Raw genomic sequence first — 12,633 nt, 5'->3', positions numbered from 1 at the left:
CAAATGGGAATCTACTGCAAATTTAAGAAATCAATTCAAATAAAATGACCTCGTCAAATTTTCCTTGGACTAAAGCGACACGAGCCCACCCTCCTCATCTAATTATAAACTCCAACTTTACTACTAAGTGTACTATAGATTCAATTCGAAGGATATCTACAACATTACATAAACAAAAAGCGCCCTATTGAATAATAGGGCGCATATCATTTGCAAATTGCAAATATTATATCTCAAATCTTAACGATTCGCATTAATTGCGGGATCGATGTTTGGATTCGCATCAAGTTCTGCCTGAGGAATTTTTAAGAAGAATCTCTTATCATCTGGCATCATTGGATTGTTTGCTAAATTCACACGGTGCCAAGCATCTCTTGGTAAACCTCTTCTAAGTCTTTTAGCATCATACCACTCAACTCCAATTTCTCCATACAATTCCTTTTTCCTTTCTGTTAAAATCTCTTCTAACAATGCGGCTCCAGTATTACTAGATTTCACAGCCAATGGATCTCTGTTTTTTTGCAATGTATAAAGCAAATCATGCGCTGCAGATGGACTTGAATGATAAAGCGCTTCTGTTTCAATTAAGATCATTTCAGGAGTTCTGATAAGGGCTAAATCGGAATCAAATGCGAATTTAAATTTCCTCGTGTACCATTCTCTATAATCTGTAATTCCTGCTTGCGTTTTATAAAACTGGTTACGCACATCGGTTGCTGAAAATAACGCAACAAACGATTTGTTAATAAACGTATTATTATATGCACTTTCTGTTCTTGTATAGAATCCGTGAGGAGCTAAATAATAGTAAGTAGATTGGTCTGCAGTCTGTGGGTCAGCTAATAACCATTCCACACCTTCATCCATGCTATCAAATCCTGACTGATAGAAACTTGGGCTTAGTGCAGCTGCAGCGCTACCACCGTATGCTAATTTCGCATAATTCCCTGCTTTTGTCCAATCACCCATTACTTGGTAAACTCTTGCTGCAACAGCGTAACTAACTGCCTTGTTGAAATAAGATTTATTATCTCTTGCGTTAGTACCAATTGAAATTGCTTTTTCTAAATCATCAGTGATGAATTTGTACATTTCCTGCATTGTACTCATTGGATTACCTTCTAATGCGCCTGCATCCGTATAGATCGGAGGAGCTGGCAGTGAAGGATCAAAAGAATAAGTATGCTGGAACTCTAAACTCAATTCAAAATAGAAGTAAGCACGCATTGTATACGCCTGTCCTAATAACTCATTTTTCTCTGTATCACTAATCGCTGTACTTTCTTCCACTCCTTGAATAAAAGCATTAACCTGATTAATTAGGTAATAAGGAAAGTTCCATGTAAATACAGTACGTCTGTAGTTAGGCTCTCTGTTATCGTTTTCATAGTCGAAAGCGAACCAGCTACCATTGTTTATCGTAGTGTTCCCTTTATTTTCACGTGCAAAATACATCGCACCTAAATTACCTGAGTCGGTCGAGGTAAACTGCCCACGAGTTCTTCTAAGAATACCAGCGATGTGTGCTTTTGCTCCTTCATAAGAACCGTATGCCACATCAGGAGTAACCGTGTCTGTCGGCGCAGGTTCATTTAAGTATTCTTCACGGCATGATTGAACAAAACCAATCAAAAGTACTAATAAAATTAATTTTATATTTTTCATTGTTTTAACTTCTTTTTATATTAAAATCCAAAATTGACACCAAGCGAAATAGTTCGTAGGTTGTAGGATCTACTGTTTGTCGTTCCTGATAAACCTTGTTCTGGATCAATACCTTCATGTGACTGCCAAGTCCACAGATTATCTCCTTGTAAGAAAATCTTAAGGTTGTTAAGTCCCATTCCTTCTATTAGATCTTTATTTACATTGTATCCTAAAGTTACAGCTTTTAATCTGATATAATCGTTATCAAACAAGAATCTTGTTGATTGTGATGTATTCTGATTGTTGGAAGCAATATTCATTGGTACATTCGTAATGTCTCCAGGGTTTTTCCAAGAATTCTTAGTATCTGCATGTTGCTGTCTACCATCACTTGAGAATCCACTCATTAATCCTGCATACGTAGAGTCATAAATTGAACCTCCGAATGCAAAGTTAAATAATGTGTTTAATTCGAAATTACTTACACGGAAGTTATTTGTTAAACCTCCTCGGAATTTAGGTAAAGAAGTACCTGTATAAATACGACTTTCTTCGAGGTTTGCTAAATTATAATCTGAAGTAACTTCTCTCGTTTCATTACCATTTGCATCGGTTACAGTATGATACCATGTACCCATTCCCGTCTGAGGATCAACACCAGCCCATTCTGCAAGGAAGAAATCGTAAAGTGAACGTCCAACTTCCCATCTCTTAGTTCCGTTGATGAATGAATCTTGAGTTAACGCAGTAATTTCATTTTTCTCAAAAGTCATGTTTAGGTTCGTTCTCCAAGTGAATTTATCTGTATCAAAGTTTAGTGAGTTGATACTAAATTCCCATCCGTAGTTTCTTAATGCTCCTACGTTTGTTGTGATGGAAGTGTTACCTGTTGAACCAGGAAGTGGCTTCGCGTAGATAAGGTCAATAGATTCCTTGTTAAAGTAATCCACGTCTGCAGTAATTCTGTTGTTGAAGAATCCAAGCTCTGCTCCTGCGTTAAATGACGCTGTTTTCTCCCAAGTTAAGAAGTAATCTCTTGCACCTCCTAGAAGGATACCCGTTTGATCTAATTGATTCCATCCCGTATTGTACACAGATAAATAAGGGAAGTAACTTGATGTCGCATTGTTACCAAGCTCACCATAAGATGCTTTTAGTTTAAAATGATTCATCACGTCATTCTGGAAGAAATTCTCTTTGCTTACTACCCATGCACCACCAACAGAATAGAAAGTTCCCCATCTAGTTTCTGGAGCAAATCTTGTTGAACCATCTGTACGTATTGAACCTTCAACAAAATACTTATTAGCATAGTTGTAAGCAGCTCTTCCTAAATAACCAACAAGTCTTTCTTGGTTGATGTAGCCTCCCACTCCTTCTGGAACTGTAGAACCATTAAGTACAAATACTTCTGGTAAGTAACCTGTTCCTTGTGCACTTAAAGCATCATAGCGATAGTCCATGATTTCAAAAATTGCTTGAGCATCTACCGTATGTAAACCAAATTTCTTATTGAAGTTTAAACTGTTTGTCCAGTTAATTGTTTTCGCAAGGTCTCTTCCCTGAGAAACACGACCACCAACACTCGCAGCGTTTCCATATGCATAGTGGCTATATTCATAGCTGTCGTATGTATATAATTGGAAAGACCCTTGAGATCTTAATTTTAAATAATCGGTAAATGTTACTTCTGCAAATCCATTTGCAAAAACGTCGTAACGATTATTTCTTACTTGGTAGTTATAAAGTGCACCTACAGCATTTTCATTATTTAATGTACCTCTTTGTGCATTAAGTAATCTTCCAGAAGAAGCGTTATTTCCGTAGTCATATTGCTTATTACCAAATGTATCATAGATAAATGCACCACTTTCGTCTCTCATATAAAGAGGGAAAATGTTAGGCATTGTATAAATCCATTGAACAGCACTTTGGTACGAGTTACCTGACTGAGTAGGATAGTTTTGTGAAGAAGATGTAAATGAAGAATTCAATCCAACTTTCAACCAGTTGTTCACTTTGGATTCTACATTCGCTCTAAATCCAAGTCTTTCGAATCTTGAAGTTTTCACGTTACCATACATGTCTAAGTAATCAGCTCCTAAAAAGTAAGTTGTGTTTTCACTACCTCCAGATAGATTAAAACGATGTTCTTGCTTGATAGCAGCTTCATTAATAATCGCTTTTTTCCAGTCTGTATCCCAAAGAAGATTAGCTCCGTTTACGATATTTCCATTTGCATCGACCGGATTTGCAACATCATATGGATTGTAACCTAGTCTATTGATTAACTGATTTGATGCAAATTGACCTGCTGTTGCAGCATCTGCACCGTTGTTATACATTTCATTGTTCTTGAAGGCTTCCCATGTACCCTTCAAGAAATCTTCTGCCCCTAAAGTTTCGTGAAACTTAACTGCAGATGTAGACACACCTATAAGCGACGTTACACTAACTCTTGGTTTTGAATTTAGTCTACCTTTTTTTGTAGTAATAATCACAACCCCATTTGCAGCTCTTGATCCATAAAGTGCAGTTGCAGAAGCATCCTTCAGTACACTTAATGATTCAACTTGATCTTGTGGAATTGAATTTAAGTTTCCTCCGTAAGGGGATCCATCTACAATAATAAGAGGTTCAGCGCTCGCGTTGATAGACGAAATACCTCTAATGTAAATAGTTGGGTTATCTCCTGGCATACCACCAGTAGAAATCACATTTACCCCAGCAACAGTCCCTTGCAAGGCACTTAGTACACTAGTCGCTTGCTGGCTTTCGATGGTCTTCTTATCAACAGTCGCAACGGAACCGACGATCGCCTCCTTCTTTTGACTACCAAAAGCAACAACCACTACTTCTTCAACATTCTGTGTTCTAAGAGAATCTTTTTGTGCTAATACCGTTTGACTACCCAAAAAGAATAGCGCACCTGCGGTTAACACCTGTAGTTTTACATTCATATTAACAAAATTTAATATTATATTTTCGCAAATATGTTAAAAAATTTTAACACCCGCAAACTTTCAGTCCATTTAAAAAGTTTAACCCTATGATATGACCTAAGTTATTATGGATTACAAAATGTTAACTGCCATTTAATGTGAGATTACTATCAATTTCCGCTATATGCAAATATCTTAAATTTGGTATAATATTTCTTATTTATAATGATTTTAAATAACTGCATATTATTATTTTTCAGATCATTACGTCAAAAACTTTTGCAATAAAAACCAAAAAAACCAGATGATTTCTCATCTGGTTTGTTAATATTATCATAAAGAAAACTACTTAAGTTTTTTCTTCACTGCAATTTCTTCATAAACTTCTAATACATCGCCAACTTCTATGTCGTTGTATCCCTTTATGTTAAGTCCACATTCGTAGCCTTTCGTTACTTCTTTCACGTCATCCTTAAATCGCTTTAAACTTTCAAGGACACCGTCGTGTTTCACGATACCATCACGTAGTAGTCTGATTTTCGAGTTTCTAGTCACTTTACCTGTAAGGACCATACATCCTGCGATGGTTCCCACTTTCGATATTTTAAAGACTTCACGGATTTCCACGTTTCCAATGACTTGTTCACGGATTTCAGGAGATAGCATCCCTTCCATCGCTTCTTTCACATCGTCAATTGCATCGTAGATAACAGAATAGGTTCTAATCTCAATCTCTTCTCTGTCCGCAATCTCTTTTGCACTGACTCCAGCACGAACGTTAAATCCGATCATGATGGCATCCGATGCTGTAGCGAGAAGCACGTCGGATTCTGTGATCTGACCTACTCCTTTGTGAAGGATATTGATTTGGATTTCCTCTGTGGATAGTCTTTGTAACTGATCCGAAAGCGCTTCCACTGAACCGTCCACATCCCCTTTCAGGATAATGTTAAGTTCTTTAAAGTCTCCAAGTGCAATACGTCTTCCAATCTCATCGAGTGTAAGGTGTTTCTTGGTTCGAATCGATTGTTCTCTTTGAAGCTGCTCTCTCTTGTTTGCAATTGATTTTGCTTCTTTCTCGTCGGCAAAAACTCGGAATTTATCCCCTGCGGTAGGCGCTCCATCAAGTCCTAAAATAGTGACTGGAATTGAAGGCCCGGCACCTTCCATGGTTTTCCCTCGTTCGTCCAACATGGCTTTTACTTTCCCGTGGTTTTTCCCCGCGAGTACATAATCTCCTAATTTCAGAGTTCCCGATTGAATTAAGACCGTCGAAATGTAACCTCTTCCTTTGTCTAGGGAAGCTTCAATCACCACCCCTTGTGCATTTTTATCAGGATTTGCTTTCAATTCAAGCATCTCCGCCTGCAATAGAACTTTTTCCAAGAGTTGGTCTACATTGGTACCAAATTTTGCAGAGATCTCCTGCGCTTGAACATTTCCTCCCCAATCTTCTACCAAGATATTCATGGCCGAAAGTTGTTCCCGGATTCGGTCCGCATTGGAAGTTTGCTTATCTACCTTGTTGATTGCAATAATCATCGGTACACCTGCCGCCTGTGCGTGAGCAATCGCTTCTTTGGTTTGAGGCATCACGTCATCATCCGCTGCAATTACAACGATTACAATGTCGGTGACTTGCGCCCCTCTAGCTCTCATCGCTGTAAACGCTTCGTGACCTGGAGTATCTAAGAATGTAATTCTTTGACCGTTTTCTAATTTCACATTGTAGGCTCCAATGTGCTGGGTAATCCCTCCGGATTCTCCTGCAATCACATTGGCCTTTCTAATGTAATCCAGAAGGGAAGTTTTACCATGGTCAACGTGACCCATTACAGTCACAATTGGTGCTCTAGGTAAAAGGTCTTCTTCTCTGTCTGGTACTTCTTCTTCCGCAGCCTCTTCAAGGTCTGCGTCAGAGAATTCAATATCGTATCCAAATTCATCTGCAACCAATTGAAGCGTATCCGCTTCTAGCCTTTGGTTCATGGTTACCATTACTCCTAGAGAGAAGCATGTGGAAATCACTTCCGTTGGACTTACATCCATAAGAGAAGCAAGTTCTCCTACGGTAATGTATTCCGTTACTTTTAAGGTTCTGTCTTGTGCGTCGATCTCTTGCTGTAGCTCGTCTTGCTCACGTCGAACGGATCTTTTATCTCTTCTGTGTTTTGCTCCTTTGCTCTTACCTCCTTTGTTAGTAAGCTTCTCTAGAGTTTCACGAATTTGGTTTTTAACTTGCTCGTCGGTAAGCTCAACCGGCATGACGCGCTCTCCGCGACGACCTGTGCCTTTTTTGGCTCCCCCTTGATTCGGACGATTCTGACCTCCCCCTTGGTTAGGGCGATTTCCGCCTCCTTGGTTAGGACGATTTTGATTTCCGGTGCCGCTAGCAGCTTGTGTTCCTGGCGTAGCCGGTTTTTCAATTCTCTTTCTTTTCTTCTTCTTATTTGCAGAATCTTTACTCTTCGATTGGAATTGAGTAAGATCCACTTTTTGTTGAAGAATTTTTGGACCGTCTAATTTCTTATATTGTGTCTTAAGCACTTCGGACTCTTGTCCTTCCGGAGAATCCACAGTCTCTTTTGCAGGTGCAGCGGGCTCTTTGACCTCTTCTTTCACAGGTTCAGCCACTTCACGTTTCACAGGCTCAGACTGCGCCTCCACTTTTTCCACTTTCGGTTCTGCGGGCTCTTTCACTTCTTTCACCTCTTCGGTTGGTTTTGCCTCATTGGGTTGCGTCTTTGGCTTTGGCTTAGAAGAACTATCAATCTTAGAGAGATCGATTTTTCCAAGCACATTGAATTCGGTTTTAGCCGCTTTGATCACCTCTGGCTCTTTTTCCACAGGTGCCTCAGGCTTTACTTCTGCTTTTGGGGCAGGTGCCTCCGCGGGAGTACCTGCAGCAGCTTCCAAATCAATTTTACCAAGAATTCTCGTTTCTGGTTTTAGACTAGCTTTGGCTCTTATGACCTCAGGCTTCTTCTCTTCTAGTTCTAGCTTCTCTTCTGGAACCTTAGAGATGACAACCTCATGGGATGCTTTTCTTTGTTCCCCGTCTTTGGCGAACTCAGCTTCCAATGCAGAATATGCCGCTTCTTCTAATTGAGCGTTCGGGTTGCTTTCGACCTCGAAACCTTTAGACTGTAGAAATTCCACCATCCTTGACATCGAGATATTAAACTCCTTAACCGCTTTATTTAATCTAATTTTTGGCATTTATACTTTTAACTTTTGTTTTTAATGGGCTTCGAAGTGAACTAGAGTATATCGCTTCGTCTAATCCTCAAATTCTTCTTTAAGAATTTGTTTCACTTCTTCGATGGTCTCCTCTTCAAGGTCAGTCATGTTTATCAAACTGTCCGTGTCTTTGTCCAAGACACTTTTTGCAGTGTTAAGACCCACTTTTTTAAATTCATTTAAGATCCAAAGTTCGATGTCATCCGAGAACTCGCTTAATTCAACGTCGTCTTCTTCAACAGTCTCACGGTATACATCAATCTCAAAATCACTTAACCAGGAAGCTAGACGAATGTTTTGTCCATGCTTACCTATCACTTTCGAAATTTCCTCAACCGGTGTATACACAAGTGCATATCCCGTCTCTGGATTAATTTCTATTTTATTGACAGTGACATTCCCAAGGGCTCTTTTTACCATTATTTCAGGATTCTTAGACCATTGGATCACGTCTATATTTTCATTTCTTAATTCGCGAACTACTCCGTGAATTCTTGACCCTCTCACCCCTACACAGGCACCTACTGGATCAATTCTATCGTCGTACGCATCCACAGCGATTTTCGCTTTCTCACCCGGGATACGAACTACTTTCTTCAAAATAATCGTTCCGTCTTGAATTTCTGGAATCTCCAATTCAAGAAGTTTTTCAAGAAACTTAGGCGCTGTACGTGAGACAATAATTTGAGGTTTAGCCCCCTTAAAGTCTACACTCTCTACAATTGCTCTTACATTTTCTCCTTTCTTAAAGAAGTCCGAAGGAATTTGGTTTTCTTTTGGAAGAATAAACTCATTTCCATCGTCATCTAAAAGAATCACATGTTTGTGGCGAATGTGGTGAACTTCTCCTACCACAATTTCTCCGATTCGATCGTGGAACTGCTCATAAAGAAGCGCATTGTTATGTTCTTGCAATTTGGTAGCCAAAATCTGCTTCAAAGTTAAGATATTTCTTCTACCTAACTGCGCTACGGGAATTTCCATGGTGAAATCTTCACCAACCTCAAACGTAGGATCTATTTTCTTTGCTTGCGAAATCTCAATTTCCAAATCATCGTCTTCAGACATTTCATCCTCGACAATCTTTTTATTTAGGAAGATTTGAAAATCTCCCTTATCTGGGTTTACAATCACATCAAAATGATCATCTGAGTCGTATCTCTTTCTTAGTAGCGTTTTTAGGGAATCTTCGATGATGGCCATCAGGTCAATTTTACTGATACTTTTCTCATCTTTAAAATCGCCAAACGCTTCAATTAAAGCTAAATTATCCATTACTTTGTTCTTATTAAAAGTTTCATGTTGCCTTTTCTTTTCTCTGCTTGTTTTTAAAGCAGTCCGTTTTAAAATTTAAGTGCGACGGTGGCTTTCTTTATGTCAGCGAGTAAAATCTCGCGTTCTTCTTCCACGTCCACTTTTCCTTTTCCAATTTCTTTGGGTTTTCGGTAGCGTAGGACTAAGGCTATTTTATCCTCTTCCACACGGCTGAGTTCTCCCTCAATTTCAGTTGAATCTTGAAGAACTACGCTTAAGTCACGTCCGATATTTTTACGAAATTGTCTTGGTCTTGTTAGCGGTTCGCTAAGTCCTGCGGAACCTACCTGCAAACTAAAGTCTCGCTCTTCGCGGTCTAGATTGAATTCGATCGCCCTACTGGCGTCCAGACAATCTTGCAGAGTTACACCATTGTCCCCGTCTAACACGACGTTTACCTCATCAGAGGTTGAAATTTTCAAATCTATCAGAAACAAATCTTCTCTTTGCTCTAGAAAATCATTCAATAACTGCTCAATCTGTTTTTTAAATTCCATGTTCAAAATATTTCGAACGAAAAAAGGCTTTCTACGCGAAGGCCTTTTCATCTGTTCTCTAAATCTTCGGCAAAGATACATAAATAATTAGTAACTTCAAAATTAATGGATTAACCCAGGCAATAGGAGCATTCAGGGAAGAAAGCAAAGTAAATCCTATAAAAGGCAATGCTTGGTCACACAAAGCAATATCATCCTTATAATCAATATAGTACATCCTAAATAAACTTGAAAACCGAACTAAAAACAAGAAATATCTGCGTGAGTTTCTAGAGTACGCAAAGACCGGCGTTTTTTTTCTAAATTTGCAGTAGCAATAAAACGTTATGAATATTACCATCGTTGGAACCGGCTATGTAGGTCTGGTTACAGGCACCACTCTTGCCGAACTTGGAAACTCTGTTTACTGTGTCGACGTCGACGAGTCCAAAGTAAAGCAAATGCAAAGCGGACAAATCCCCATTTACGAGCCCAATTTAGAAGAAATGTTCCTTCGTAACATTCAGGCGCAACGCCTGCATTTCACAACGGATCTTAAGGAAGCGCTTTCACAATGTGAAGTGATCTACCTAGCCCTACCAACTCCTCCAGGGGAAGACGGTTCTGCGGACCTATCCTACGTACTAAGCGTAGCCGGACAAATCGGAGAACTTATGGACCGGTACAAAATGGTGGTTAATAAATCGACCGTTCCTGTAGGAACCGCGCAGAAAGTAAGTGAGCTTATTGCTTCGAAAACAGACCATCCTTTCGACGTCGTTTCGAATCCTGAGTTCTTACGAGAAGGATTTGCCGTCGAAGATTCCATGAATCCTGCGCGTGTGATTGTGGGCACTCAAAGTGCCAAAGCAAAAGAAATCATGTCCAAAATCTATCAGCCCTTTACCAACACAGGTGTTCCTATCATTTTCATGGATGAAAAATCTTCGGAACTCACCAAATACGCTGCAAATTCTTTTTTGGCGGTGAAAATTACCTTTATGAATGAAATTGCAAATTATTGCGAAAAGGTAGGAGCGGACGTAGACATGGTAAGATTAGGAATGGGATCTGACGATAGAATAGGACAACGATTCCTATTCCCTGGCATTGGATATGGAGGAAGCTGCTTTCCAAAAGACGTCAAAGCTTTAATTCATTCTGGAAAAGATGAGAATTTTGATTTTAAAATACTTGAATCCACGGAGGATGTAAACCAAAAACAAAAGGTGATTCTGATAGAAGATATGGAGAATTATTTTGGCGATTTAAAAGGCAAAAAGATTGCCCTATGGGGGCTTGCCTTCAAAGCCAATACGGACGATATACGAGAGGCTTCCTCGTTAGACAATATTGCACTGCTGCTAGAAAAAGGAGCGCAGGTCACAGCCTATGACTCCATCGCAGAGGAGAATGTAAAAAAACTACTCGGCTCAAAAATCAAGTATGCCAGCACCATGTATGATGCGCTGGAAGGCGCGGATGCACTTTTAATTGCTACAGAATGGCCCGAATTCAAAAACCCAGACTTCAATTTAATGGCAGAAAAAATGAACCAAAAAGTAATTTTTGACGGCCGAAATCTTTATCCTTTAGAGAGGCCTAAACAACATCAATTTTATTACAAAAGCATTGGTCGAAAAACAATTGATCCTAGAGAAAATTAATCTTACATCTGAAAACATACATTTCCCGCAGATCTATACAGCTGAATTAACCCTTAAAAACCTACTCTATGAGCAAGTCCTACGAAGTCCTTTTTGAAAACAACCAAAAATGGATTGAATCCAAACTAGAAACAGATCCTGAATTTTTCGAAAAGCTTGCGGCAGGGCAAAAGCCAGAATACCTTTATATTGGTTGTAGTGACTCAAGAGCGACAGCAGAGGAATTGTTGGGACTTAAACCCGGAGAACTTTTTGTGCATCGTAACATTGCCAACGTAGTTAACACTTTGGATATGAGCTCTACGGCTGTCATTCAATATGCCGTGCAGCATCTGAAAGTGAAACACATTATGGTTTGCGGACATTATGGTTGTGGTGGTGTAAAAGCAGCCATGACACCAGAAGATTTAGGACTATTAAATCCCTGGCTAAGAACCATTCGCGATGTATACAGAACTTACCAACAGGAACTTGATCAAATTGAATGCGACAAGGAGCGCTACAATCGACTCGTGGAGTTAAATGTGGTTGAACAGTGCATCAATGTGATTAAAATGGCATGCGTACAAGAGCGGTATATAATGGAAGATTATCCCATTGTCCACGGTCTCGTGTTTGATATGGCCACAGGCCGCCTCATTGATTTAGACATTGATTTTGAAGAAATCTTGAAGGACATCCAGAAGGTTTATGACCTTACGAATTCAAGCTGGGTTATGAACAAAAAAGGAGAATAAACAAAACCCTTTTGCTACTTTCCGTTAAATGCGGACATCGTATTTTGAATTCCAGCAAAGACAAAACTGAGGCAAGCTCGAGAAAACTGCTCGATTCGGGCCTCTAAGTCTTTTTTCTCTTCTTCATTCCACGTGCCTAGCACATAATCCACCTGCTTTCCTTCTGAAAACTCGGCGGAAATTCCAAAACGAAGTCTTGCGTAGTTTTGGGAGGCCAATTCCTGCTCCATACTTTTTAATCCGTTGTGGCCTGCACTCGATCCTTTTGCTTTCATACGCAAGGTTCCAAAGGGAAGAACAAGATCGTCGGTTACGACAAGCACATTAGAAAGCGGTATGTTCTCTTTTGCTATCCAATACTTCACGGCTTTGCCGGACAAATTCATATAGGTATCCGGTTTCAAAAGCAAAACCTTGCGGCCTTTGTATTTCCCTTCAGCCATCCAACCAAAATTCGTCGTAGCAAAGGGGACTTCCAGGATTTTCGCAATTCTATCAACCACTTTAAACCCTACATTGTGCCTTGTCTCTTCGTACTCCTCGCCTTTGTTTCCAAGGCCTACAATTAGATATTTCATAGTTTCTTACTCCGTCAATTAGAGAATTAATA

8 protein-coding genes are annotated in these 12,633 nt (G+C 39.6%); 2 read left to right on the top strand and 6 right to left on the bottom strand.

The genetic code is table 11. From position 1 onward, the window contains the following. Window positions 1-240 precede the first annotated feature (240 nt). From ACX3PZ_RS03680 to rimP, 5 genes are all read right to left on the bottom strand, one after another. Window positions 241-1,665 carry a RagB/SusD family nutrient uptake outer membrane protein gene (locus ACX3PZ_RS03680; protein ID WP_459083204.1) on the bottom strand — a complete coding sequence of 475 codons (1,425 nt, stop codon included), beginning with the start codon at window positions 1,663-1,665 and terminating at the stop codon, window positions 241-243. 20 nt (window positions 1,666-1,685) lie between these two features. Next, the gene (locus ACX3PZ_RS03675) at window positions 1,686-4,607 is read right to left on the bottom strand and encodes a SusC/RagA family TonB-linked outer membrane protein (protein WP_459083203.1); all 2,922 of its coding nucleotides are present in this window, start codon (window positions 4,605-4,607) and stop codon (window positions 1,686-1,688) included. A gap of 327 nt (window positions 4,608-4,934) precedes the next feature. Beyond that, a complete protein-coding gene (gene infB, locus ACX3PZ_RS03670; protein WP_459111974.1) occupies window positions 4,935-7,808 on the bottom strand; it encodes a translation initiation factor IF-2 in 2,874 nt (957 codons plus the stop codon). Window positions 7,809-7,868: 60 nt separating this feature from the next. Further along, window positions 7,869-9,104: a transcription termination factor NusA gene (nusA, locus tag ACX3PZ_RS03665; protein ID WP_459083201.1), complete on the bottom strand. Its 1,236-nt coding sequence runs from the start codon at window positions 9,102-9,104 to the stop codon at window positions 7,869-7,871. A 68-nt stretch (window positions 9,105-9,172) separates the two neighbouring features. Beyond that, a complete protein-coding gene (gene rimP, locus ACX3PZ_RS03660; RefSeq protein WP_459083200.1) occupies window positions 9,173-9,640 on the bottom strand; it encodes a ribosome assembly cofactor RimP in 468 nt (155 codons plus the stop codon). Window positions 9,641-9,966: 326 nt separating this feature from the next. Here rimP and ACX3PZ_RS03655 point away from each other — a divergent pair, with 326 nt between their 5' ends. Together ACX3PZ_RS03655 and ACX3PZ_RS03650 are read left to right on the top strand one after the other, a co-directional pair. Further along, entirely contained in the window at window positions 9,967-11,286 is a 1,320-nt protein-coding gene (locus tag ACX3PZ_RS03655) for a UDP-glucose dehydrogenase family protein (RefSeq protein ID WP_459111973.1), read from the top strand. Between the two features lie 68 nt (window positions 11,287-11,354). After that, on the top strand, window positions 11,355-12,023 hold the full coding sequence (locus ACX3PZ_RS03650) for a carbonic anhydrase (protein WP_459083198.1): 669 nt from the start codon (window positions 11,355-11,357) through the stop codon (window positions 12,021-12,023). A 14-nt stretch (window positions 12,024-12,037) separates the two neighbouring features. Here ACX3PZ_RS03650 and pth read toward each other — a convergent pair whose 3' ends face one another. Further along, a complete protein-coding gene (gene pth / locus ACX3PZ_RS03645; protein WP_459083197.1) occupies window positions 12,038-12,601 on the bottom strand; it encodes an aminoacyl-tRNA hydrolase in 564 nt (187 codons plus the stop codon). Window positions 12,602-12,633 lie beyond the last annotated feature (32 nt).

It is taken from the genome of Chryseobacterium sp. A321 (assembly GCF_054489265.1).
Note: the sequence above shows the minus strand (reverse complement) of the source record. Positions and strands in the feature narration are given on the sequence as shown.

Coding starts and splice junctions, on each gene's coding strand:
- ACX3PZ_RS03680 (WP_459083204.1), bottom strand. CDS start 1,665: ATGAAAAATATAAAATTAATTTTATTAGTACTTTTGATTGGTTTTGTT.
- ACX3PZ_RS03675 (WP_459083203.1), bottom strand. CDS start 4,607: ATGAATGTAAAACTACAGGTGTTAACCGCAGGTGCGCTATTCTTTTTG.
- infB (WP_459111974.1), bottom strand. CDS start 7,808: ATGCCAAAAATTAGATTAAATAAAGCGGTTAAGGAGTTTAATATCTCG.
- nusA (WP_459083201.1), bottom strand. CDS start 9,104: ATGGATAATTTAGCTTTAATTGAAGCGTTTGGCGATTTTAAAGATGAG.
- rimP (WP_459083200.1), bottom strand. CDS start 9,640: ATGGAATTTAAAAAACAGATTGAGCAGTTATTGAATGATTTTCTAGAG.
- ACX3PZ_RS03655 (WP_459111973.1), top strand. CDS start 9,967: ATGAATATTACCATCGTTGGAACCGGCTATGTAGGTCTGGTTACAGGC.
- ACX3PZ_RS03650 (WP_459083198.1), top strand. CDS start 11,355: ATGAGCAAGTCCTACGAAGTCCTTTTTGAAAACAACCAAAAATGGATT.
- pth (WP_459083197.1), bottom strand. CDS start 12,601: ATGAAATATCTAATTGTAGGCCTTGGAAACAAAGGCGAGGAGTACGAA.